Origin of the sequence: Vibrio sp. M260112 (assembly GCF_036533775.1) — a bacterium.
In the GTDB taxonomy this organism is placed as follows: Bacteria; Pseudomonadota; Gammaproteobacteria; order Enterobacterales; family Vibrionaceae; genus Vibrio.
Genome location: NZ_JATABH010000003.1, coordinates 134,891 through 158,678 on the forward strand (window position 1 = coordinate 134,891; position 23,788 = coordinate 158,678).

The following is a 23,788-nucleotide window of genomic DNA, read 5'->3' on the forward strand; positions in this document are numbered from 1 at the left end:
AAGTAGATGATCAGACAACGTACTCTGAAAGAAATAGTGAAAACAACTGGTGTGGGTCTCCACTCTGGTCGTAAAGTCACACTTACTCTTCGCCCAGCAGCTGCAAATACAGGCATTATTTACCGCCGTACCGATGTAAATCCACCGGTTGATTTTCCTGCGGATCCACAATCTGTTCGCGATACAATGCTATGTACAGCGCTGGTGAATGATCAAGGTGTACGTATCTCTACAGTAGAGCACTTAAATGCGGCTCTGGCTGGTATGGGCATTGACAACATCGTTGTTGAAGTCGATGCGCCAGAAATTCCAATTATGGATGGCAGTGCAAGCCCGTTCGTATTCTTATTGCAACAGGCTGGTATTGAAGAGCAAAACGCGGCGAAACGCTTTATTCGCATTAAAAAGCCAGTACGTTTTGAAGATGGCGATAAGTGGGCTGAGTTTGTTCCTTTCAATGGCTTCCGCATGGATTTCGAAATCGAGTTTAATCACCCAGCGATTGATGCAGATGAGCAACACTTGTTGTTTGACTTCTCTTCTCAAGGCTTCGTGAAAGAAATCTCTCGTGCGCGTACGTTTGGTTTCATGCGCGATATTGAATACCTTCAATCACAGAACCTAGCTCTAGGTGGTAGCTTCGATAACGCTATCGTGCTTGATGAGTACCGTATCTTGAATGAAGAAGGCCTTCGTTTCGAAAATGAGTTTGTGACGCATAAAGTTCTTGATGCAATTGGTGATCTTTACATGTGTGGTCATCCAATTATTGGTGAGTTCCGTGCGTTCAAATCAGGCCATGGTCTAAACAACCAGCTACTTCGTTCAGTACTTGCTGATCAAGAAGCGTGGGAGTGGGTGACTTTCGAAGAAGAATCAACGTCTCCGGTAGCATTTGCCGAGCCAAATGTAGTATTGGCATAAGTAGATTGAATTAAAAAAGCCAGACGAGAGTCTGGCTTTTTTATGCCTACAATAAAACTAATCTTTGTTAGCAAGCTTCGCTAAGCTTTCCAAACGAGCCTTAACTTTAGGTGATGCACCACTGGCAATCATTTCTAAGTACTGAGCGGCTGTTTCAGAAATAGGGTCGCGAGGCTTAGAGCTCTCTTTTTTCTCTTCACGACTTCGATAAAGATCTGGGTTGATCTGCACCGTTACACCAATGAGGCGAGCAAAACCTTTTGCTCGTAATTGATTAAGGATATGCAAACGCTCATAGTCGATCTTCATTTTGATCGCTGCACTGGCCACTTCGAGGATCAGTTGATTATCGCGAATGTTTGCCACCCGGCAATGATCTTCCGCGCCTCTGGGCAGAATTACCTTTAATTCTTTGTTGATTGTCATGATCTCTTTTGCGTGCTGTTGGAGCTGCGAAAGTCGTGAATCGGCAATGATCTCGTCACCTAACGTTGGGCGATGGTCTCTCATAATGAGCCTCAAGTTCCATAGTCAGCCCTATTTTAGTCAAAGGATTGGTATGAAGATAGGGCAGATAACGAATAAACTTCCATCATATAACGTCAAAAAATAAAGAATGCTTCAAACAAATCACCTTGTTATTGGTTGTCGGAGGCAAAATTTCATAAACTATGCGCCACTTATAGTGATATAAGCCTTGAAATCTAGAGTTCTCATCTCAATATCTGAGTTACGTGATTTATCTCAGTATTCTTAGTAAAAAACTGTTAGAGACTGAAGGCATTGAAATAGATCGGGCCCGATCTAAATAAAGAGAGATTCATAGCAAATGATAACTAAGCTACTGACAAAGGTAATTGGCAGTCGCAATGACAGAACACTGCGACGCCTGAGAAAAATTGTAAAAGAGATTAATAATTACGAACCAACGTTTGAAGCTCTATCTGACGAAGAGTTAAAAGCTAAAACGGTTGAGTTCCGTCAGCGTTTAGAACAGGGTGAAACGTTAGATAAATTACTACCAGAAGCTTTTGCAACGGTACGTGAAGCATCTAAGCGTGTTTATGGCATGCGCCATTTCGACGTTCAGCTTATCGGTGGTATGGTACTGAACGCAGGCCAAATCGCAGAAATGCGTACAGGTGAAGGTAAAACATTAACAGCAACCTTGCCTGCCTACTTAAATGCCCTTCCTGGTAAAGGTGTCCATGTTGTTACGGTGAATGACTATCTAGCCAAACGTGATGCAGAAACAAACCGTCCTTTATTTGAATTCCTAGGTATGACTGTTGGTGTGAACGTGCCTAACATGGCGCCACCAGAGAAGAAGCAAGCTTATCTAGCCGATATTCTGTACGGCACAAACAACGAATTTGGTTTCGACTACTTACGCGATAATATGGCTTTCCGTGCCGAAGACCGCGTACAGCGTGAACGCTTCTTTGCTGTTGTCGATGAGGTGGACTCGATTCTGATTGATGAAGCGCGTACGCCGCTGATCATTTCAGGCCCTGCTGAAGATAGCTCAGAGCTCTACACTCGCATTAATACCCTGATCCCACATCTACAAAAACAAGATAAAGAAGATTCAGAAGAGTACCGCGGTGACGGTCACTACACTGTAGATGAGAAGTCTAAGCAAGTTCACTTGACTGAAACGGGTCAAGAATTTGTGGAAGAGCTAATGATTAAAAATGGACTGATGGAAGAGGGTGACACACTTTATTCACCAACCAATATCAGTCTACTACATCACGTGAATGCAGCTCTGCGCGCTCACGTATTGTTTGAGAAAAACGTCGATTATATCGTTACCGAAGATGGTGAAGTGGTTATTGTTGACGAACACACTGGCCGTACAATGCCGGGACGTCGTTGGTCAGAAGGGCTACACCAAGCGGTAGAAGCAAAAGAAGGCGTGAAGATCCAGAATGAAAACCAGACTCTGGCATCGATCACTTTCCAGAACTATTTCCGTCTATACGAAAAACTGTCAGGTATGACAGGTACCGCAGATACAGAAGCGTTCGAATTCCAGTCTATCTATGGTCTTGAAACAGTTGTTATTCCAACGAACAAGCCAATGATTCGTAACGATATGCCAGATGTGGTTTATCGTACCGAAGCTGAAAAATTCAACGCGATCATCGAAGACATTAAAGAACGTGTTGAGAAAGGTCAGCCATCTCTAGTGGGTACGGTTTCGATTGAAAAATCTGAGCTTCTTTCTAATGCATTGAAGAAAGCCAAAATCAAGCACAATGTTCTTAACGCCAAGTTCCACGAGCGAGAAGCTGAGATCGTTGCAGAAGCAGGTATTCCTGGCGCGGTCACTATCGCTACTAACATGGCTGGTCGTGGTACCGACATCGTGTTGGGTGGTAGCTGGCAAGCGAAAGTGGAGGCATTGCAAAATCCTTCACAAGAGCAGATTGATGCAATTAAAGCTGAATGGAAAGTGGTTCACGACCAAGTTCTGCAAGCGGGTGGTTTGCATATTATTGGTACAGAGCGTCATGAATCTCGCCGTATCGACAACCAGTTACGTGGTCGTTCTGGTCGTCAAGGTGATGCAGGTTCTTCTCGTTTCTACCTATCGATGGAAGACTCACTGCTGCGTATCTTCACCTCTGATCGTATGGCAAGCCTGATCCAAAGTGGTATGGATGAGGGCGAAGCGATTGAATCTAAGATGTTATCTCGTTCGATCGAGAAAGCTCAGCGTAAAGTAGAAGGTCGCAACTTCGATATTCGTAAGCAGTTGCTCGAATACGATGACGTGGCGAATGACCAGCGTAAGGTTGTTTACGAACTTCGCGATGAACTGATGAATGTTGAAGACATCAGCGAAATGATCGAACAAAACCGCGTTGATGTTCTGTCTGCAACGATTGATGAGTACATCCCACCACAATCTCTGGAAGATATGTGGGATATTGAAGGCCTTCAAGAGCGTCTTAAAAATGACTTTGACCTCAATGCCCCAATCAAACAGTGGCTTGAGGAAGACGACAAGCTATACGAAGAAGCATTGCGCGAGAAGATCCTAGATACCGCGGTAGCCGTTTACAAACAGAAAGAAGAAGTGGTCGGTGCGCAAGTACTCCGTAACTTTGAAAAATCTGTCATGCTACAAACGCTAGATACATTGTGGAAAGAACACCTAGCTGCGATGGATCACCTTCGTCAAGGTATTCACTTACGTGGTTATGCACAGAAGAACCCTAAGCAAGAATACAAACGTGAGTCATTTGAACTGTTTGAAGGTCTTCTTGATTCTCTAAAAGCTGACGTGATCACGATTCTTTCTAAGGTCCGCGTTCAACAGCAGGAAGAAGTAGAACGTATGGAAGCTCAGCGTCTTGCTCAAGCTGAAGAAGCGGCTCGACGTGCGCAAGCTCAACATGCGTCTGCTGATAATCAGTTGTCTGATAGTGATGAATCGCAAGGTGCTCACCAACCGGTCGTTCGTGATGAACGTAAAGTGGGACGCAACGAACCATGCCCATGTGGTAGTGGTAAAAAATACAAGCAGTGCCACGGACAAATAAACTAATGTCTTGGCTGAGGACAGCGTCGGCAGTGCCTATTTACTCACGTAAACTCCGCATTGCCTGGTTGTCCCTAACGCGTGCTGCTATGGAAAATTGATAATATAAAGAGTCGCGTTTGCGGCTCTTTTTGTATCTAATGGTTGTAATTAGAACAGTCTGCCCAGTTGCAGGGTATGGCAACCAAAGTAATTAGGAAGTCAGATGAAAAGAATCCATATTGTCGCAGGTATTATTTTTAACCTCGATAAATCACAGGTATTCATTACAAAACGTCCAGATGACAAGCATAAAGGGGGCTTCTGGGAGTTTCCTGGCGGTAAAGTTGAGCAGGGTGAAACCATTGAACAGGCTATGATTCGAGAGCTTGAAGAAGAAATTGGTATTACGACTACCGAGCAGCAACCTTTTGAACACTTGGAGTTTGATTATCCAGATAAGTCACTCAAATTTGATTTCATGACAGTGACTCAATTTGAAGGTGAACCCTACGGTAAAGAAGGGCAACAGGGTTTGTGGGTTGCGATAGATGAACTTGTTAATTACACCTTTCCTGAAGCCAATGTGCCGATTCTAGAGCGAGTAGTAAAAGAGTTTTACTAACTTGCACTCTATAGCCGACTAGCCATCGCCTATTAATACTGTTAGTTTTATCCAATTGGCTATAAGAACAACTATTCGAAGAATGGAGAAAATGCAATGGTACGTATTGCAATTGCAGGAGCAGCGGGTCGCATGGGCCGCAATCTAGTTAAAGCGACTTGCTTAAACCAGCAAGCTCAAGTGGCAGCTGGCTCAGAACGCCCTGAATCATCATTAGTGGGTGTGGATATCGGCGAATTATGCGGTGAAGGGAAGCTCGACGTTTTTCTGACTGATGACCTAGCAAAAGAGGTTGATAACTTTGATGTGATCATTGACTTTACCGCCCCCGCGAGCACGTTGGCGAATATTGAGCTTTGTAAGCAACACGGAAAGTGCATTGTGATCGGGACAACCGGATTTTCAGATCAAGAACGTGAACTGATTGATCAGCATGCTAAAGCGATCCCTGTTGTGATGGCGCCAAATTACTCGGTTGGCGTTAACCTAGTATTTAAACTTCTAGAGAAAGCCGCCAAAGTAATGGGTGATTACTGCGATATCGAAATTGTAGAAGCTCACCACAGACATAAAGTTGATGCTCCTTCAGGGACTGCTATTGGTATGGGCCAAGCGATTGCTGAAGCTATGGGCAATAAGCTCAATGACGTCGCCGTATACGCACGTGAGGGTATTACGGGTGAACGTACAAAAGATGAAATCGGCTTCGCAACCATTCGTGCAGGCGACATCATTGGCGAACATACCGCTATGTTTGCTGATATTGGTGAGCGTGTTGAGATTACACACAAGGCGACCGATAGAATGACGTTTGCCAACGGTGCTGTGAAAGCCGCGGTGTGGCTAAAAGAGAAGCCAGCCGGTTTTTATACAATGACAGATGTACTTGGACTCAATGAACTCTAATTTGAGGTGAATGGGTCAACACGATCAAATCATTAAAGCAATATTAAATAATTATGCGCTGGGTTATCCCGGCGCTTTTTGTATTTGTCCATAGTTAGGGGCTGCTATACCCTTTATTAAAGCGCAGTGACTAGTTAAGTTTAGTTATGTTTTTGGCGATTATTGTCACTTATTGGCATTAAATGCTTAAAAGTGAGAGTTAACTTTGGTGGTGCAACGTTTGCGTAAATCATAGCTAAAAAAGTGTGATCTGAAATCTGTTATGGTTAGTGAGATTCATCGTATTTTCATGAACACGATTGCTAATCGCGAGTAAACTTGTTTTTTTGGGGGTCTAAAACCATTTTTTGTTTTAACTGCTTTAAATAGTAAATTTATTTTCATGTCTATGTTGACACGAACCGCAAGCGTCTTTAGAATACCGCCAATTTGTCTAAAATACCTATTTGCGTTTTTTTATTGCGCCAAGGAAGGCAAATTTGCAGTTAAATTTATTATTTTTGCATTTTTATTCTGGAGGTTGTCTTGAGTAAATCAGCACTGTTAGTCCTAGAAGATGGGACAGTGTTCCGCGGTGTTTCCATTGGAGCAGATGGTTTATCCGTTGGTGAAGTTGTTTTTAATACCTCGATGACGGGGTACCAAGAAATCCTCACTGATCCTTCCTATTCCCAACAGATCGTCACCCTTACTTATCCTCACATTGGCAATACCGGTACTAATACCGAAGACGAAGAATCTTCTTCAATCCACGCACAAGGCCTTGTGATTCGCGATCTTCCTCTTATCGCTTCTAACTTCCGTAACCAACAATCCCTTTCTGACTACCTTAAATCGCAAAATATCGTCGGTATTGCTGATATCGATACGCGTAAACTTACTCGTATTTTGCGTGAAAAAGGTGCACAGAACGGTTGTATCGTCGCTGGTAACAACTTAGACGAGGCTCTAGCTCTTGCTAAAGCGAAAGAATTCCCTGGCCTAAAAGGTATGGACCTTGCGAAAGAAGTTACAACAAAAGAAGCGTACCAATGGAAACAGGGCTCGTGGACGCTTGAGGGTGGACTTCCTGAAGCGCAAGACGATAGCGAGCTGCCATATCATGTTGTTGCCTACGACTTCGGTGCGAAACGCAACATCCTGCGTATGCTTGTTGACCGAGGCTGCCGCCTAACCGTTGTACCTGCTGAAACTTCAGCGGAAGAAGTCTTAGCTCTGAATCCAGATGGCGTATTCTTATCGAACGGCCCTGGCGATCCAGAACCATGTACTTACGCAATTGAAGCGACAAAAGTATTCCTAGAAAAAGGTTTGCCAGTCTTTGGTATCTGTCTTGGCCACCAAATCCTAGCACTAGCTTCTGGTGCGAAGACTGTGAAGATGAAGTTCGGTCACCATGGTGCTAACCACCCAGTTAAAGACCTAGACCGCAATGTTGTCATGATTACTTCTCAGAACCACGGTTTTGCGGCGGATGAAGCAACGCTACCTGAGAACTTGCGTGCAACTCACGTGTCACTATTTGATGGCTCTCTTCAAGGTATCCACCGTACGGATAAGCCAGCATTTAGCTTTCAAGGTCACCCTGAAGCAAGCCCAGGTCCACATGACGCGGCTCCGCTATTTGACCACTTTATCGAACTAATCAAACAACACAGCGCTTAATTCGGAGTAGTAGAGAATGCCAAAACGTACTGACATAAAAAGTATTCTAATTCTAGGTGCAGGCCCGATTGTTATCGGTCAGGCATGTGAGTTTGACTACTCTGGTGCTCAAGCATGTAAAGCACTGCGTGAAGAGGGTTACCGAGTAATTCTTGTTAACTCGAACCCAGCAACCATCATGACTGACCCAGACATGGCGGATGCCACTTACATTGAACCAATTCAATGGGAAGTCGTGCGTAAGATCATCGAAAAAGAGCGTCCAGATGCGGTTCTCCCAACGATGGGTGGTCAGACAGCGCTTAACTGTGCACTAGACCTAGAGAAGCACGGCGTCCTTGCCGAATTCGGTGTAGAGATGATTGGTGCAACGGCTGACGCTATCGATAAAGCAGAAGACCGTTCTCGTTTCGATAAAGCGATGAAGTCTATCGGCCTTGAGTGTCCACGTGCTGATACGGCGAAAACAATGGAACAAGCTTACGCTGTTCTGGATATGGTTGGCTTCCCTTGTATTATTCGTCCTTCATTCACTATGGGTGGTACCGGTGGTGGTATCGCGTATAACAAAGAAGAGTTCGAAGAGATCTGTCGTCGTGGTCTTGACCTTTCTCCAACAAACGAACTGCTAATCGATGAATCTCTAATCGGTTGGAAAGAGTACGAGATGGAAGTGGTTCGTGATAAAGCGGACAACTGTATCATCGTATGTTCTATCGAGAACTTCGACCCAATGGGTATTCACACGGGTGACTCAATTACAGTTGCTCCAGCTCAAACGTTGACCGACAAAGAATACCAACTGATGCGTAACGCATCTCTAGCGGTACTGCGCGAAATTGGTGTTGAAACAGGTGGTTCTAACGTACAGTTTGGTATCAACCCGAAAGATGGCCGCATGGTTATCATCGAGATGAACCCTCGTGTATCTCGCTCTTCTGCTCTAGCTTCTAAAGCAACAGGTTTCCCAATCGCGAAGATTGCAGCGAAACTGGCTGTTGGTTTTACGCTTGATGAGCTACAAAATGACATCACGGGTGGTGCAACTCCAGCATCATTCGAACCAACTATCGACTATGTAGTAACAAAGATTCCTCGTTTTAACTTCGAGAAATTCGCAGGTGCTAACGATCGTCTAACAACTCAGATGAAGTCCGTTGGTGAGGTTATGGCGATCGGTCGTAACCAACAAGAATCTCTACAAAAAGCACTTCGTGGTCTAGAAGTTGGTGCAAATGGTTTTGACGAGATGGTTGACCTAGATGCGCCAGACGCACTAACAACTATTCGCCATGAGCTGAAAGAAGCCGGTGCCGAGCGTATTTGGTACATCGCTGATGCATTCCGTGCTGGTATGTCAGTCGATGGCGTATTCAACCTAACGCAAATTGACCGCTGGTTCCTTGTTCAAATTGAAGAACTTGTTAGCCTAGAAAACCAAGTTAAAGCGGGTGGCTTTGCTGGTCTAACGGAAGATGTTCTGCGTAAGATGAAGCGCAAAGGTTTCTCTGATGCTCGTCTATCTTCAATCCTAGGTGTATCGGAAAGCGAAATCCGTCGTCTGCGTGACCAGTATGATATTCATCCGGTATACAAACGTGTTGATACGTGTGCGGCTGAATTTTCATCTGATACGGCTTACATGTACTCATCTTACGATGACGAATGTGAAGCTCAACCGACAGATAGAGATAAGATCATGGTTCTTGGCGGAGGTCCAAACCGTATCGGCCAAGGTATTGAATTTGACTACTGTTGTGTTCACGCATCACTAGCTCTACGTGAAGATGGTTACGAAACTATCATGGTCAACTGTAACCCAGAGACCGTTTCTACCGATTACGATACGTCTGACCGTCTGTACTTCGAACCTGTAACACTGGAAGATGTACTTTCAATCGTGCGTGTTGAGAAGCCAAAAGGCGTTATCGTTCAGTACGGTGGTCAGACTCCACTTAAATTGGCTCGTGCGCTTGAAGCCGCGGGTGTACCAATCATTGGTACTAGCCCAGATGCAATCGACCGTGCCGAAGATCGTGAGCGTTTCCAAGCAGCAGTTGAGCGTTTAGGCCTGTTACAGCCAGAAAACGCGACCGTAACCACTATGGAACAAGCGGTTGAGAAGTCGAAAGAAATTGGCTTCCCACTTGTTGTACGTCCTTCCTATGTACTTGGTGGTCGTGCGATGGAAATCGTATACGATGAGCAAGACCTACGTCGTTACTTCAATGAAGCGGTTAGCGTATCGAACGAGTCGCCAGTTCTTCTTGACCGTTTCCTAGATGATGCAACGGAAGTTGATATCGATGCTATCTGTGACGGTGAGCGTGTGGTTATCGGCGGTATCATGGAGCATATCGAGCAAGCGGGCGTTCACTCAGGTGACTCGGCATGTTCACTTCCTGCTTACACGCTAAGCCAAGAAATCCAAGACAAGATGCGCGAGCAAGTTGAGAAGCTAGCCTTCGAACTTGGTGTACGTGGTCTAATGAACACTCAGTTCGCAGTGAAAGATAACGAAGTTTACCTAATTGAAGTCAACCCACGTGCTGCACGTACGGTTCCATTCGTATCGAAAGCAACAGGTGCACCACTAGCGAAAATTGCTGCACGTGTTATGGCGGGTCAATCTCTAGAGTCTCAGGGCTTCACTAAAGAGATCATCCCACCATACTACTCAGTGAAAGAAGTTGTACTACCATTCAACAAATTCCCAGGTGTTGACCCACTGCTAGGCCCTGAAATGCGCTCTACTGGTGAAGTGATGGGTGTCGGCGCAACGTTTGCTGAAGCTTACGCTAAAGCAGAACTTGGTTGTGGCGCGGTTTACCCAGAAGGTGGTCGTGCGCTACTGTCTGTTCGTGAAGGCGATAAACAGCGTGTAGTGGACCTTGCTTCTAAACTAACTAAGCTTGGTTACCAACTAGATGCAACGCATGGTACAGCGGTAATTCTAGGTGAAGCGGGCATTAACCCTCGTCTAGTGAACAAGGTACACGAAGGTCGTCCACACATTCTTGACCGTATCAAGAACAATGAGTACACCTATATCGTCAACACGGCTTCTGGTCGTCAAGCGATTGAGGATTCTAAAGTACTACGTCGTGGCGCACTGGCAGAGAAAGTAAACTACACAACGACGCTAAACGCAGCTTTTGCTGTATGTATGGCACACACTGCAGACGCGAAAACGTCGGTTACTTCAGTTCAAGAGCTGCACGCAAGAGTCGCGGCGAACGAAGCGAAATAAAAATCAGTAGGCTCGCAACAGAGCTTATATGACAACCTCATTGCCCGCTCATTTGAGCGGGCTTTTTTATCTCGATATTGTTGAAAATATGGAATGGGTTATAGTCGAATCTTTCTCTAAGTGAATTGTTAACTTGATGATATTTTGATTAACAGATAGCTGATAACCAATTGATTGAGAATGGAACTAACACTCGAAATTCTGACGATTCTTTTCATCGCAGCGACCACTGCTGGCTTTATTGACGCAATGGCTGGAGGCGGTGGTTTAATTACGCTGCCTGCACTTCTTGCTGCTGGTGTTCCGCCTACGCAAGCGCTGGCAACCAACAAACTACAAAGTTCGTTTGGCAGCTTTTCCGCAAGCTGGTATTTCGTGCGTAATGGCTTAGTGAGCATTAAAGAAATGCGTTTGGCGATAGCATGTACGTTTATCGGTTCAGCCGTTGGTGCTGAGGCGGTGCAATATATCGACGCAGGCGTCTTAACAAGCCTAATACCGATTTTGCTGGTTGCTATCTCACTCTACTTTCTTCTTACCCCAAAAACCAAGCAGTATTCAGGGCAGGCAAAGATCTCTGAAGCCATGTTCGCCTTTTCCGTTGGCGGAGGCGTGGGATTCTATGATGGATTTTTTGGTCCGGGAACTGGTTCTATCTTTACCGTTTGTTTTGTGGCTTTAGGTCACTTTTCGCTGGTGGATGCGACCGCTCGAACCAAGGTACTTAACTTCACATCTAATATCGCCGCATTACTATTTTTTGTTCTCGCTGGCTTGCCTGTTTGGGAGATCGGTTTAGTCATGGCAGTAGGAGGATTTATCGGAGCACAACTAGGCGCAAAGGTCGTGGTGACTAAAGGGCAAAAGTGGATCCGCCCTCTGGTGATTACCATGTCTATGCTAATGGCACTGAAGCTGCTTTGGGAACAGCATCAGCAATGGTTGTTATCAATGTTCTGATCCTGGGGTTTTGATAAGAAGACGTTCGACAACAAATATGAATCGGGCGGTATAGAGAGCTCAATTGTTCGAAATGAGAGCAGTATTTGGGCTCAATTTTCATCGCCTTGATCACCGAGATTGGTACTAAAGCTGGCGCTATTCCTTGCATTGCTAGTTGAGCTGCGGCTGAATAGGAGTCCATCTGCATGATCGGCTTGATATTAAGACGGGTTAAAATATCGAGTTGGTAACTGTTCGCTGGATTATTCAGATCATTGGTAATGATCGTATTGGGTAGGGCGGTAAGCTTTTGATCCGATACGATATAGAAGGCTTCATCAATCAAGTGAAACTGCATAAGATTGTTCTGCTTGGAAAGATGACCGGCACATACACCAATGTGTGCCTTACCAGATTGAACGTGTTCAACGATTCTTGGTGTGTGATTAGTGGTTAGAGTCAGATAGGGATCAATTTGAAAGTAGTCCGCGATAACCGTCGATAAATAGCCTGCAACCAAGGTTTCCGAGCAATCGAGTTTTAAAATGCTTTGATCCGCCATGACCTGTTGATCATTGATCAGTCCCTGTAGCTCGTTAAAAGCGGGCCCAATACTATTGATAAGATTGAGGGCATCCTGAGTGAGTTGAACATTTCGTCCATCTGGCACGATCAGCTTTTTACCGAGCTTGCTTTCTAAATTGGCAATACGTTTACTGACGGCCGATTGGCTAATGTAGAGCAGACTGCCAGTGCGGCTCATGGTTTTCGCTTTGCTTAAAACGAGTAAGGTTTCGATACCTTCTAATAGCATCTTGTCAATTCTGTCGCGGAAGAATAGGGTTAATGTATCTTACACTCGTGTGGCTAAGATAGAGCAAACATAAAAAAGGCGCTCAATGAGCGCCTTTTCGAGTTCATAAACTGAGATTATAGAGACTCAGTGAAAGTACGTGCGATTACGTCACGTTGCTGTTCAACTGTTAGTGAGTTAAAACGAACTGCGTAGCCAGAAACGCGGATAGTCAATTGTGGGTACTTTTCTGGGTGAGCAACAGCATCTTCAAGAGTTTCACGCTTAAGAACGTTAACGTTTAGGTGTTGACCACCTTCGATGCGTGGTGCTGTTTCGATAGCAACTTCGCGGCTTTCGTACTCGCCAAGTTCGTTGATCGCAACAACTTGATCTGCTTCAAAGCCTGCGTTTGCTGCAACACAGCGTGCTTCGTTTTTCTCGCTGTCTAGTAGCCAGATTGAGTTAAGTAGATCGTCGTTTGCTGCTTTAGTGATTTGAATACCTTGGATCATTACTATCTCCTAGTCCACTTAGTGGTTAATTGGTGTTAACTTTCGAATTTTGTTGAGCTACGTATTATATAGTCAATATCCACTATGATAGTATTGATTTATGTCAAATAACAACTAAAAACATTAAATAAATGAAGGTTATTTTATTGTTCTAAATCAATAAAATCTTTAAAAACAATGTATTTACAATAAATTTGAATGTATAAAAAATATTTAAGTGATCATTTTGTTGTAAATTTACTACAAAATTAGCTAAGGAATTGAACCTAGTGCACTAAATACCTGTTAATTGGTAGCCATTCTGAAAGTGTAAAGTGATTAAATGACAATGATAAAAAATAGCGACGGAAAGAAATTTATTGGTGCCCATGTCTCTGCGGCGGGTGGTGTTGATCAAGCTCCACTCAGAGCTCGTGAAATCGGGGCCAATGCTTTTGCTCTGTTTACGAAAAATCAGAGGCAATGGGTGGCCAAGCCATTGGATCAGAAAACCATCTCGGCTTTTAAAGCAAACTGCAAAATGCTGGGTTTTTCTGCGCGGCAGATATTGCCACATGATTCATACCTGATTAATTTGGGCGCGCCTGAAGAGGACAAACTCGCTAAGTCTCGGGCTGCGTTTATTGATGAAATGGAGCGCTGTCATCAGCTTGGTCTAACACTGCTCAACTTCCACCCAGGGAGTCACTTAAAGAAAATTTCAGAAGAAGAGTGTTTATCTCGTATTGCCGAGTCTATTAATCTTGCTCACCAAGCGGTTCCAGACGTCGTTGCCGTTATCGAAAATACGGCGGGTCAAGGAACCAACTTGGGATGGCGATTTGAACATCTCGCAGAGATTATTGAGCAGGTGGAGGATAAATCACGTGTGGGGGTCTGTATTGATACCTGTCATACATTTGCGGCAGGTTACGATTTGAGCAGTTTTGCTGCTTGTGACGCAACGTTTGCTGAGTTCGATTCTATCGTTGGTATGCGCTATTTAAAGGCAATGCACATTAATGACTCAAAAATAGCGTTAGGCGGCAAAGTAGACCGCCATCACTCTTTAGGTGTTGGGGAGATAGGCTGGCACTGTTTTGAATATATTGCCAAAGATGCAAGATTTGATGGCATACCTTTGATTCTAGAGACCATTGACCCCGATATTTGGTCGCAAGAAATCGCCAAATTAAGAGAGTTTCATCATCAGGCATTAAGTGAAACTGAATAAAAGAAAATGTTGGCATTAATTTTTCATGGCTTGTTCTGTGTTCAATGCAATGGAGAGGTCATTATGCCTTATTCTTCTTTTTATACTGCTGCGCGTCCTGTTCGTTACCCTACGCCAAATCGTCACATTACGGGACAAGGTCACTACCGTACACCACAGAAGCAGTAATCTTATCTTTGTTCCTTCTACTTATTTTGCGACAATTGAAGCGCAAGCTTTAGGTAGAAGGAATAGAGGATGAAGTCTCAACTCACATGGCACGATGTTATCGGAGCTGAAAAACAGCAAGATTACTTTAAACAGACTTTAGCGTTTGTAGAAAGTGAAAGGGCATTGGGTAAAGTGGTTTATCCTCCAGCAAAAGATGTGTTCAACGCGTTTAAATCGACTGAATTTGGCGATGTGAAAGTGGTGATTTTGGGTCAAGATCCTTACCATGGCCCCAATCAAGCTCACGGATTATGTTTTTCTGTTCTTCCTGGTGTAAAAACACCGCCTTCACTTGTCAATATGTATAAAGAACTCGCACAAGATATCGAAGGGTTTGAAGTGCCAGCCCATGGCTATTTGCAAAGCTGGGCTGAGCAAGGTGTCTTATTATTGAATACTGTATTAACGGTAGAGCAAGGAAAGGCACACTCTCACGCTAAGTCAGGATGGGAAACGTTCACAGACAGAGTGATAGAAGCCGTTAATCAACATCAGAGTGGTGTTGTATTCCTTCTCTGGGGAGCGCATGCGCAGAAAAAAGGTCGATTTATTGATCGCAATAAGCATTTTGTCTTGGCAGGTACGCATCCCTCTCCGCTTTCTGCTCATCGAGGCTTTTTTGGCTGTCGCCATTTTTCACAAGCAAACCAGATATTGATTCAGCAAGGATTGACGCCGATTGAATGGCGCTTGCCGTTACAAGTGGACTGAACGTCTCCTATTGTTCGATGTTTGTCTAAATTTTGGTCATGATCAAAGCGGGAAGAGCGGTCCTCTTATACACTTATTAAATATAGGTGTTAAGGAGAGTCGCTATGATGATTGAAAGGATACGTCGAGAGCATGGCTATATGGTTCGTTTACTTGCTCTGCTACGTCATAAGTTAACGCAGTTGAAAAGTGAGCGCCCGGTGAATTATCGTGTATTAAGAGAGTTAGTTGATTACCTCGCTAACCATTCAGAAAAAGTTCACCACCCTAAAGAAGACATTCTGTATCACTACTACACAGAGCATTATGGTCATCACCACCAAATTGATAATTTGGAGTTAGAGCACGAGACCTTGTCCAAGAAGACCCATGATTTTCTTGGTGTTGTCGATATGGTGTTGCAGGACGCCGTGATTCCACAAGATATGTTTATCGAGCAACTCGAGGGTTTTCTTGATTCACAGAAAGCGCATCTAGAAATAGAAGAGAAGTCGATATTCCCTTATCTGATCGATAAGTTTACGGTACAGGATTGGCAGGCTGTAGAACAGCAATGGAGTGTGTGTGAAGATGATCCTGTCTTTGGCACTACGATTGCTGAGCAGTACAAAGAGTTGGCCGAACGTGTTCATCAAACCGAACACGAATGCATTTAATATAAAAAGGTAAAAAAGAGGCGAAATCGCCTCTTTTTTATAATTCAACTTTCTCTAAATCATCAAAGCCGATATCCATATCCATTAACTCTCTTTGTAGTCGCTGGCGATCTTTTATCGCTTCGATTTCTCGCCATTTACGCTTAACCGGTTTTGAACGGCCAACTCGTCCTTTTGGAAAATCCTGTTCATACATTTCTTCAAAGTTTAAGCCTTCCATAAGCTACCTCGTTATGATTTTTGTCCCTCTAAATGGGGTCATTTTTTAATACCATATCTAAATCAACCGTAACCTTGATTCGTTTCTCATTTGTTACGTTTCAATGAAGTTTTTGCTGATATTGTGCTAGCGAGTCACAAATTGACAGGGTGTAATTGGTTGTTTTTTGTTCGGTTGGGTGGCAAATTGGCGCTAATTTACCATCGCTAGGTTGTTAACTCGCTGTACAACACTTCATCTTGGTGAGAGTCAATTGGCTATGTGTCTATGAGCAGAAGAGGTCTTGGTGATTTATACCTTATTACATTAACTCAATGCCTTGCGTGGTAAGGAATCTTAATGATGACATGCTCATCAAAATAATATGTTTCGGAATATGCTGGTTGTTGTAATTTTTTAGAGTAATTGTTTTGCTTTTGTGGGGTGATTGCATTGTTATGTGTTAATTGTTGGTAACTATATGGTGAAAAATAACAAATAAATACATCTGTTTGCATATTGATTTTTGTTCTTCTTCGCTGCATTATCCGCCCGTCAAAAAATACGCTGATACGTAAAATGGAAGCATGAGGCGAGTTTTACAGGTCTAAACTGCATAGAACAACTATATCAACGCTAAGCAATATTGACACTTAGTGGGGCAGTTAGATGGATGGCTGGGAAGCGGAGATCAGCGAAATCTCAATATGAGGATGTTATGACAGACTTAATTAATTTAATGAATGACCTGCTTTGGGGTTCAATTCTTGTTTATCTTCTGGTCGGTGTGGGAATTTATTTTACAGTCCGCTTGGGCTTCATTCAGTTTCGCCACTTCGGTCACATGTTCTCGGTACTGAAAAACAGCCGCAAAGCTGATAAAGCAGGTATCTCATCTTTCCAAGCACTTTGTACGAGTTTAGCGGCGCGTGTTGGCACGGGTAACATGGCGGGGGTTGCCGTTGCTCTAACCGCTGGTGGCCCTGGCGCTATCTTCTGGATGTGGCTAATCGCAATGCTGGGTATGGCAACTTCGTTTGCAGAAAGTACCCTAGCTCAGCTATACAAAACCAAAGATGATGACGGTAACTACCGCGGTGGCCCAGCATACTACATGGAAAAAGGCCTAGGTATGCGCTGGATGGGGGTTCTCTTCTCGGTATTCTTGATCATTGCGTTTGGTTTGGTTTTCAACGCGGTACAAGCCAACTCTATTGCCAATGCAATGCATAATGCATTCGGTTGGGATGATACTTACGTTGGTATTGTGGTTGTCCTGCTATCTTCGATTGTTATTTTTGGTGGTATCAAGCGTATCGCTCGTGTCGCAGAACTGATTGTTCCAGTTATGGCATTGGCTTACCTACTTCTTGCTATGTTTGTCATGGTGATTAACATCGAAAAGCTTCCAGCGGTTCTGACGTTGATCTTTAAGAGCGCGTTTGGCTTACAGGAAGCGGCTGCAGGTGGTTTAGGCTATGCTATTGCTCAGGCGATGATTAACGGTGTTAAACGCGGTCTATTTTCAAATGAAGCTGGTATGGGTTCAGCACCTAACGCTGCAGCATCCGCGACACCATATCCGCCACACCCAGCCTCTCAAGGTTATGTACAGATGTTGGGCGTATTTATGGACACGATCGTTATCTGTTCAGCTACAGTTGCCATTATCCTGATGTCTGGTGAGTATGTTCCTCACGGTGAAATTACCGGTATCGAGCTAACTCAAACGGCGTTGAGTTCTCAGGTGGGTGACTGGGGTAGTATCTTTGTTGCGGTAGCGATTTTCTTCTTCGCCTTTACCTCTATTATTGCTAACTACTCTTACGCTGAAACTAACTTGATTTTCTTAGAGCACAACCATAAAGCAGGTCTTGGCATTTTCCGTATTATCGTGCTTGGCATGGTGATGTTTGGTGCAGTCGCCTCTCTACCTGTTGTGTGGTCGCTTGCTGATGTTTCAATGGGCTTGATGGCGATAGTCAACTTGATTGCTATTCTTCTGTTGTCTGGCATCGTGATCAAACTTGCTAAAGATTACAATCGTCAACTTGGTGAAGGCAAAGTTCCTACGTTTGATTCAAACGACTTCCCTGAGCTAAAGTCTCAACTTAAAGATGGTATCTGGGATCAGAGCAACAAAGACTAATTGTAAGCGTTCACCAAGGTAGCTTGACTTGTCATGATTAAAGGGAGCGAGACTTCGTTTAGACTTCTTTGGGGAATATAACTACACAAGCCGTATGTTTTTGTTTTCCAAAGCCTACAATTTGGTCTAAAGCACTTTTACCTATTGGAATATAGGCAGCTGATACCGCATCTTGCGTTTCTTCAATCAAAGGGTCGTGAAAGTAAAAAAACTGTTCACTCATCCCGCTGAGTACAATCCAATGAGGTTCTTTGCAACCATTAAATCGGTAGGTGCTAATGAGCAATAACACAGCGGCACCCTGTTGAATCCAGTTTTCTATTTGCGGAATGTGTGTGGGGGGGCTTGTTCAACTTTAATATCGGTCTGTTCGATTATGATCCATAAAGTCGCCATGGACCAGTTCGATCACGGATTTTTTCAGTGGGTCACGAACAGAGTGCATATCCAGCGAGTTGTTCGTTTTCTTTGGCGATAAATAACAGACAGTGATGAGATTGAATAAACCGCTTCATTTGTCTACGGTTTATATTGTCACTGGTGAATACCTGATTTTCCAAGGAAAGAAGAGAATCTAAATCATCGAGTTGAGCGTTACTGTATTCCATTTCAGCCTCGTTATTTGCTTTGATGATCTCACCCAACAATTCATGCTAAACCTCAAGCAAACGGAATTACTGACCTTAAATAAAGTACCGCTACCAAACAGTATGGTTTTGCGTGTTGGTGCCAGTGAGCAGTTGGAAGAAGCGGTGAATAAAATCGGTTTCCCGATGGTGTTAAAAGTGCCGGATGGCGCCTTCTCCATCGACGTAGTGAAAGTGAAAAATGTAGAAGAACTAACGAAGCAGTGTGATAAGGTTTTTGAGAAAAGTGCGTTGATTTTGGCGCAAGAATATCTACCAACGGATTTCGATTGGCGAATCGGTATCATGAATCGCCAACCCATTTATGCGTGCAAGTATTTAATGAGCCGTGGCCATTGGCAGATTTATCAACATCATGATTCAGGTCGGGTTACCTCTGGTGGATTTGAAACACTCGATATTAAACATGTCCCTAAGCATGTAATTGATGCTGGTACTAAAGCTGCCAACTTAATTGGCTGTGGAATCTATGGGGTGGACGTAAAAGAGATCGGTGACAAGGCATATGTCATTGAAGTCAATGATAACCCAAGTATTGATCATCATGTTGAAGATGCCTTTTTGGGGGATTTACTTTACGACAGAATTGTCACCGAATTTTTACGACGAATTCAAATGCGTGGTCTCTGATGCTGAAGAAATGTCCAAGCGAATGAAATATGCCACTTTGTTACAAATGGTCGATGTCTTAGTAAGAGTTAGATAGACCGTCCGAAATCGAGCTTGCAAAAGAGGTAAGCTCGGCTAGGAACTTTATTTGGAGTTATCCGTTATCAACTAAATTAGTAAAGTACTAAATTGGAAGTGTCCATCTTCGTTTCAGCCAGTGCTGGTTGAAACAGTTTTGCCCCAAAGTGAGTTAGAATAAAAAATCAGTCATATTCTATTCATCCTATTCCCCTTACAAAAACTTATCCGAATTCACCTCAGCTATCATCTGTATCTAGGGCGGTTTAGTATTGCTCGTTATGTGTCCACAAATGTTCTAATGCCGTTGAATGCTCGACTTCTTTAATTCTGATTAATGCTTCAGATAACTCAGCTTCCAGAAGTTCAGCTAGTTCACCAGTATCATCATTGACTAGCATCTCCCAATAACTATCCGCCAAACTTTTTTCTCCAGCGATAGCAGTTTTTCGTGAGTTTTCTAGTGTGCTATCACCATCAAGATTGAAAACAGCAATAGTGTTATCAGCAATTTCTTTATTTTGCTGTGTTAAACCAGCTCTAGATCTAACCTTTCCAGAATTAAGGAAAAGTAATAACTCACTAGGATCCATCACATCAGGTTTACATACCTTGGCTAAGTCTATTTTTTTAGCGGCTGGAGCCTCATCTTTGTACTTCCCGCAACGATTCGGATTGTTACATGAACCAAATAAGTTATCCCAATTAAAGGTCATACTAGGTACTTGGCCCTTTTGAATGAAATGCTCAATATGTCTTTTGGTATTATCTTCATATAACTGGCACTCACAATACGCACAGAACCCACGCTGCATGATGTTGAGCTTTTCCCAAATATCGTTAGTTAAACCATTGGTTGAAATAACAGACCAATTATCTCGACCATGCCTAAATTGAGCTAAACAAAGGGGAGCATCACTACGAACCAATTTCTTCATCTGAATCAAATTCCTTTTAGTGCTCTGGCCTTTAATTTGAATTCTTGAGTTCTAATGTCGCCTTTAATTTTTACCACCTCAGGGTGATCAGTACCGAAATGCTTCACAATTTCATCAAATAACTTTATGCCTTCCTTCGACTTCCAGAGGTTCTCTGCAACCAAAGCCGAATAATCAGAAAGCCAACTTGCTTCGCATACTGGTGGAACAGAAAACGTGCCCATAATCTGTTCTAGAACATCAGAGCTACACACACCTTTGGTCTGATATATTGGTTTGTCTATAGAAGCAACTCCATTGTCATCAAATCGAAGTATACGAATGCAATCTTTATCTACAGTAGACAGTACCTGGGGGCTATGAGTGGTCACGATGAATTGGAGGTTAGGGAAAGTCGCTTGAAGGCCAATTAGGATTTCTTGTTGCCATTTGGGATGGAGGTGTAATTCAATTTCATCAATAATTACAATTCCATGACCATGTAAAGGGGCATCAGCGTCAGGATTTAGGTTAACTAAACGTCTTGCCAAATCTCCAGAAAGAGCTATCAGCATCTTCTGACCTTGTGATAACTGGGCTATATTCACTCTATTCCCAAAGTTATCAACCATTAGTCTGGCCTTTCCTGAACTGCGATCCACTTCAAGGTTTTTTATTTCTGGAACAAGCGCTTCTATTGCTCGATTGACTAGCTCTAAATGTCGTTGATATTTTGCTGAAGATTGAGTCGTTAGTAAGTTCGCTAACTCTTGTTTTTTAGCATTTAACTTGGCACTGAATGCATCATTTTCAGGAAGCTCTTGCCCTGCATATACATCATCAATAGTAGCTTGCAAAGTAGCTATCTGAACCTTCAGTTCTTGAACTTCTTTAGTCTCCTCTCCTTTTGCTCGATTAACCAACTCTATATAAAGTTTAGAAAAATCTTCCAGTTTCCCGCTTCCATCTAAAGCGGTCTTAAGGTCAGAAAACCTATTGCTGACAATGTCCCCTGAAGCTGCCTCTGTGACCGTTGAAGACAATGAAAAATCTGAGCGTTCAACCGAATAGAAAACTAAAAGTGGAATATTTATTAATGGATTTTTAGCTGTACTTTTATACATATCAGCAACTTGTCTTATGGCTACTACATCCGTAGGTGAATTGCCATCATACCCAGAAACAGTGTTACCAATACTCGCATCAAACTTATTCTGCTTATCAAATTTAAACTTGGTTGCAACCTCACTAAACTCTTTAGAGTTAACATGGATATCACTTTCTGTAATCGGTCTACCAACTACATCTGTTTTTTCCAGATTATTATTCAACCACGACAATGTCTTCGCAATAGCTTCTGCAACACTCGTTTTTCCAGCCCCATTCGCACCGATGAGAACAGTAACTTTCTCATCAAATGAAATATCAAGAGCCGTAAATCTTCTGAAATCAGTCAGGTTTATTGATGATAAAACAAGTCTCTTTTCAAGAAGCGCAGATTCTACTTTAGTCAAATATTGACAAGCTAAGCCCGCATCTTTCTGCTCTACATTTTTACCTTCAGAGTAGTTTCGATACAGTTGATACGAAGATTGAAAATTCCCTTTATCTGAGCTTTGAATTAGGTGTTTAACAGATCTGCTTCTATTTTTGCGTGACTTAGCCATTTGATTCCTCAACAATTTGAGTAATTAACTCAGCTGAATATTTTCGTTTCAACGATTGAACAAACACAGGTTCTACATGCTTAGCGAAAGCAATAAGACCTCTAAGGTGTTGCCTATCCTCAGCATTAAGTTTATTTAGTTGAACTTGATGCACTAAATGTTTGATATATCTTTTGCGCTCTCTTCCTAGAGAGAGATTCCCATCATTACTAATGGTGATACCTGTAACATGTCTATTGTGAGCTCTAGATGAAAACCTAGTTTTCTTTCTATTGATTCTTATCGCACTCCCAAAAAAAACAGCTAGCTTTTCTTTTACAAGCTCTGGAAGGGCAAAAAGAGAGTCCTTATACTTGGTTGAGAAGGTCAAGTCATCAGCATACCGTGTATACATAATTTCCTTTTCAACGCATAACTTACTAAGAGCACAATCAAATTGGTACATGAAGAAATTTGATACTAGTGGAGAACTTGGTGCTCCTATACTGAGAACTAAAGCTTCTCCAGTTGTTTTACTTGGACACCAGAAAAGTAAGTTTTCTAAAGTTTGCTTATCTTGGTCTGAAGGCAAAGGCAGTATTGACTCCCAAACTTTCCAAAACAATTTATCAGAGATGGAATTGAAAAAGTTTTCGAGATCTAGCTTGAGTAAGTAAGGGTTATTTTTATGAGCAATTGCATTCTGCTTAATGCTCATTCCTTTTCGATAAGCCATTGCAGAGTCATGGATAGGTAACTGCTGAAGTTCCAAATACTTACGCTGATACTCTTTCAGCTCTTTAGAGGGTTGAGCAATAACTCGGTGTCCAGAGGTGCGCTTTGGAATGGTATAGACTTTGTACCTTTTAGGCGCACTCAGCAAAAAGCGAGCGACTTCGTCTTCACTCTTTTTCAACTCTAATGCTAGTTGTTCTATCAAAGTCATTTTTAATCCCATAAAAAGCCCAAGAGCATCACTCTTGGGCTTAACTCTTTACTAGAGGAAGCGATAGGTTCGCAACCTGATTGACGAACGGAGTGAGGAGATCAGGTTGCGAACCTATCGCAACCATAAAACCGTTCAATAAATTAGAGTCTGGCTAAACACCCGACTAGACGAATTCGTCCTAAGCTAAAGAGCTCTTTAATTATATAGTAAGTCTATGAGGTTATTCAATTTCATGTTGTTACTATTCTACTCTTAGTAATGCGTCGCTAACCAAGTAACCGCTTGATGCAAAGGAAGAAGCTATCAAACTTGTTCTTGAGCAGGTTGAAGTACAGGCAATTGGTATAAGTACTGACAAAGACAAGGTCGATACCTTGCCTTTTGAATATTTACGTGTCATTAAATCTGTTGCTGTACACAAGCGTTTCACATTAAGAAAACTTACCTCAACAGCCTTTATAGAATTTAAACTCTAAATGGTTTCTGTCCAAATACGATTCATTGCCAATTAAGAAAAGCAGTCTCTCGACCTCCTGAAAAAGTGGCATTGGAAATGGTTCAAGAACGGCTCAAATCTTCTCTCGCTCGCATAGATAGAGAAAAAGTGATCTTACTTCGACATATTTTGCCTAGTTTTTCTTTTTAAGTCAGAAAA

At 42.9% G+C, this 23,788-nt stretch carries 19 protein-coding genes and 2 pseudogenes; 12 read left to right on the forward strand and 9 right to left on the reverse strand.

Going from position 1 to position 23,788, the window contains the following annotated elements:
* Positions 1-6 precede the first annotated feature (6 nt).
* Positions 7-924: a UDP-3-O-acyl-N-acetylglucosamine deacetylase gene (lpxC, locus tag QTN95_RS02640; protein WP_331416233.1), complete on the forward strand. Its 918-nt coding sequence runs from the start codon at positions 7-9 to the stop codon at positions 922-924.
* A 57-nt stretch (positions 925-981) separates the two neighbouring features.
* On the opposite strand, the gene QTN95_RS02645 is transcribed toward lpxC, so the two are convergent.
* The gene (locus tag QTN95_RS02645; RefSeq protein WP_331416234.1) at positions 982-1,434 is read right to left on the reverse strand and encodes a DUF721 domain-containing protein; all 453 of its coding nucleotides are present in this window, start codon (positions 1,432-1,434) and stop codon (positions 982-984) included.
* 319 nt (positions 1,435-1,753) lie between these two features.
* Here QTN95_RS02645 and secA point away from each other — a divergent pair, with 319 nt between their 5' ends.
* From secA to QTN95_RS02675, 6 genes are all read left to right on the forward strand, one after another.
* Entirely contained in the window at positions 1,754-4,480 is a 2,727-nt protein-coding gene (gene secA / locus QTN95_RS02650; protein ID WP_331416235.1) for a preprotein translocase subunit SecA, read from the forward strand.
* A 199-nt stretch (positions 4,481-4,679) separates the two neighbouring features.
* Positions 4,680-5,078 carry an 8-oxo-dGTP diphosphatase MutT gene (gene mutT / locus QTN95_RS02655; RefSeq protein WP_331416236.1) on the forward strand — a complete coding sequence of 133 codons (399 nt, stop codon included), beginning with the start codon at positions 4,680-4,682 and terminating at the stop codon, positions 5,076-5,078.
* Between the two features lie 96 nt (positions 5,079-5,174).
* On the forward strand, positions 5,175-5,984 hold the full coding sequence (dapB, locus tag QTN95_RS02660; protein ID WP_331416237.1) for a 4-hydroxy-tetrahydrodipicolinate reductase: 810 nt from the start codon (positions 5,175-5,177) through the stop codon (positions 5,982-5,984).
* Between the two features lie 525 nt (positions 5,985-6,509).
* Complete coding sequence (gene carA, locus QTN95_RS02665; protein ID WP_138972505.1) at positions 6,510-7,649, forward strand: glutamine-hydrolyzing carbamoyl-phosphate synthase small subunit; 1,140 nt, start codon at positions 6,510-6,512, stop codon at positions 7,647-7,649.
* Between the two features lie 16 nt (positions 7,650-7,665).
* A complete protein-coding gene (gene carB, locus QTN95_RS02670; RefSeq protein WP_138972504.1) occupies positions 7,666-10,899 on the forward strand; it encodes a carbamoyl-phosphate synthase large subunit in 3,234 nt (1,077 codons plus the stop codon).
* Between the two features lie 180 nt (positions 10,900-11,079).
* Complete coding sequence (locus tag QTN95_RS02675) at positions 11,080-11,859, forward strand: TSUP family transporter (RefSeq protein WP_138972503.1); 780 nt, start codon at positions 11,080-11,082, stop codon at positions 11,857-11,859.
* On the opposite strand, the gene QTN95_RS02680 is transcribed toward QTN95_RS02675, so the two are convergent.
* Positions 11,795-12,655 (reverse strand): LysR family transcriptional regulator, encoded by an 861-nt coding sequence (locus tag QTN95_RS02680; RefSeq protein ID WP_331416238.1) that lies wholly within the window; start codon positions 12,653-12,655, stop codon positions 11,795-11,797. The two genes, QTN95_RS02675 and QTN95_RS02680, sit on opposite strands and share 65 nt — an antisense overlap.
* Before the next feature lie 116 nt (positions 12,656-12,771).
* The gene (grcA, locus tag QTN95_RS02685; protein WP_138972501.1) at positions 12,772-13,149 is read right to left on the reverse strand and encodes an autonomous glycyl radical cofactor GrcA; all 378 of its coding nucleotides are present in this window, start codon (positions 13,147-13,149) and stop codon (positions 12,772-12,774) included.
* A 322-nt stretch (positions 13,150-13,471) separates the two neighbouring features.
* Between grcA and nfo the strand changes: the two genes are divergently transcribed.
* The 3 genes from nfo to QTN95_RS02700 all read left to right on the forward strand — a co-directional run bounded on the left by nfo (position 13,472) and on the right by QTN95_RS02700 (position 15,939).
* Positions 13,472-14,362, forward strand: coding sequence for a deoxyribonuclease IV (nfo, locus tag QTN95_RS02690; RefSeq protein ID WP_331416239.1), 891 nt, complete (start codon positions 13,472-13,474; stop codon positions 14,360-14,362).
* Between the two features lie 237 nt (positions 14,363-14,599).
* Positions 14,600-15,283 (forward strand): uracil-DNA glycosylase, encoded by a 684-nt coding sequence (gene ung, locus QTN95_RS02695; protein ID WP_331416240.1) that lies wholly within the window; start codon positions 14,600-14,602, stop codon positions 15,281-15,283.
* 104 nt (positions 15,284-15,387) lie between these two features.
* The gene (locus QTN95_RS02700; protein WP_138972498.1) at positions 15,388-15,939 is read left to right on the forward strand and encodes a hemerythrin domain-containing protein; all 552 of its coding nucleotides are present in this window, start codon (positions 15,388-15,390) and stop codon (positions 15,937-15,939) included.
* Positions 15,940-15,976: 37 nt separating this feature from the next.
* Here the strand turns inward: QTN95_RS02700 and QTN95_RS02705 are convergent, their stop codons facing one another.
* Positions 15,977-16,159 carry a DUF3545 family protein gene (locus tag QTN95_RS02705; protein ID WP_269376620.1) on the reverse strand — a complete coding sequence of 61 codons (183 nt, stop codon included), beginning with the start codon at positions 16,157-16,159 and terminating at the stop codon, positions 15,977-15,979.
* Positions 16,160-16,856: 697 nt separating this feature from the next.
* Here QTN95_RS02705 and QTN95_RS02710 point away from each other — a divergent pair.
* The gene (locus tag QTN95_RS02710) at positions 16,857-18,287 is read left to right on the forward strand and encodes an alanine/glycine:cation symporter family protein (protein WP_138972496.1); all 1,431 of its coding nucleotides are present in this window, start codon (positions 16,857-16,859) and stop codon (positions 18,285-18,287) included.
* Positions 18,288-18,345: 58 nt separating this feature from the next.
* On the opposite strand, the pseudogene QTN95_RS02715 reads toward QTN95_RS02710, so the two are convergent.
* A pseudogene (locus QTN95_RS02715) lies at positions 18,346-18,726 on the reverse strand (peptidase C39 family protein); the annotation flags it as partial.
* Positions 18,716-18,895, reverse strand: a complete 180-nt coding sequence (locus QTN95_RS02720; RefSeq protein WP_138972495.1) for a hypothetical protein — start codon at positions 18,893-18,895, stop codon at positions 18,716-18,718. The gene QTN95_RS02720 and the pseudogene QTN95_RS02715, both read right to left, overlap by 11 nt.
* A gap of 60 nt (positions 18,896-18,955) precedes the next feature.
* Here QTN95_RS02720 and QTN95_RS02725 point away from each other — a divergent pair.
* Positions 18,956-19,564 (forward strand): annotated as a pseudogene (locus QTN95_RS02725) (ATP-grasp domain-containing protein); the annotation flags it as partial.
* Between the two features lie 323 nt (positions 19,565-19,887).
* Here QTN95_RS02725 and ptuB read toward each other — a convergent pair.
* Genes ptuB through QTN95_RS02740 form a run of 3 tightly spaced genes read right to left on the reverse strand, consistent with a single transcriptional unit; the run spans position 19,888 to position 23,130 of the window.
* Complete coding sequence (gene ptuB, locus QTN95_RS02730) at positions 19,888-20,559, reverse strand: retron Ec78 anti-phage system effector HNH endonuclease PtuB (protein ID WP_331416241.1); 672 nt, start codon at positions 20,557-20,559, stop codon at positions 19,888-19,890.
* A gap of 5 nt (positions 20,560-20,564) precedes the next feature.
* Entirely contained in the window at positions 20,565-22,205 is a 1,641-nt protein-coding gene (gene ptuA, locus QTN95_RS02735) for a retron Ec78 anti-phage system effector ATPase PtuA (protein ID WP_331416242.1), read from the reverse strand.
* Entirely contained in the window at positions 22,198-23,130 is a 933-nt protein-coding gene (locus tag QTN95_RS02740) for a retron St85 family RNA-directed DNA polymerase (protein ID WP_331416243.1), read from the reverse strand. The genes ptuA and QTN95_RS02740 overlap by 8 nt, the downstream gene beginning before the upstream one ends.
* Between the last annotated feature and the right edge of the window lie 658 nt (positions 23,131-23,788).

Coding starts and splice junctions, on each gene's coding strand:
- lpxC (WP_331416233.1), top strand. CDS start 7: ATGATCAGACAACGTACTCTGAAAGAAATAGTGAAAACAACTGGTGTG.
- QTN95_RS02645 (WP_331416234.1), bottom strand. CDS start 1,434: ATGAGAGACCATCGCCCAACGTTAGGTGACGAGATCATTGCCGATTCA.
- secA (WP_331416235.1), top strand. CDS start 1,754: ATGATAACTAAGCTACTGACAAAGGTAATTGGCAGTCGCAATGACAGA.
- mutT (WP_331416236.1), top strand. CDS start 4,680: ATGAAAAGAATCCATATTGTCGCAGGTATTATTTTTAACCTCGATAAA.
- dapB (WP_331416237.1), top strand. CDS start 5,175: ATGGTACGTATTGCAATTGCAGGAGCAGCGGGTCGCATGGGCCGCAAT.
- carB (WP_138972504.1), top strand. CDS start 7,666: ATGCCAAAACGTACTGACATAAAAAGTATTCTAATTCTAGGTGCAGGC.
- QTN95_RS02675 (WP_138972503.1), top strand. CDS start 11,080: ATGGAACTAACACTCGAAATTCTGACGATTCTTTTCATCGCAGCGACC.
- QTN95_RS02680 (WP_331416238.1), bottom strand. CDS start 12,655: ATGCTATTAGAAGGTATCGAAACCTTACTCGTTTTAAGCAAAGCGAAA.
- grcA (WP_138972501.1), bottom strand. CDS start 13,149: ATGATCCAAGGTATTCAAATCACTAAAGCAGCAAACGACGATCTACTT.
- nfo (WP_331416239.1), top strand. CDS start 13,472: ATGACAATGATAAAAAATAGCGACGGAAAGAAATTTATTGGTGCCCAT.
- ung (WP_331416240.1), top strand. CDS start 14,600: ATGAAGTCTCAACTCACATGGCACGATGTTATCGGAGCTGAAAAACAG.
- QTN95_RS02700 (WP_138972498.1), top strand. CDS start 15,388: ATGATGATTGAAAGGATACGTCGAGAGCATGGCTATATGGTTCGTTTA.
- QTN95_RS02705 (WP_269376620.1), bottom strand. CDS start 16,159: ATGGAAGGCTTAAACTTTGAAGAAATGTATGAACAGGATTTTCCAAAA.
- QTN95_RS02710 (WP_138972496.1), top strand. CDS start 16,857: ATGACAGACTTAATTAATTTAATGAATGACCTGCTTTGGGGTTCAATT.
- QTN95_RS02720 (WP_138972495.1), bottom strand. CDS start 18,895: ATGGAATACAGTAACGCTCAACTCGATGATTTAGATTCTCTTCTTTCC.
- ptuB (WP_331416241.1), bottom strand. CDS start 20,559: ATGAAGAAATTGGTTCGTAGTGATGCTCCCCTTTGTTTAGCTCAATTT.
- ptuA (WP_331416242.1), bottom strand. CDS start 22,205: ATGGCTAAGTCACGCAAAAATAGAAGCAGATCTGTTAAACACCTAATT.
- QTN95_RS02740 (WP_331416243.1), bottom strand. CDS start 23,130: ATGACTTTGATAGAACAACTAGCATTAGAGTTGAAAAAGAGTGAAGAC.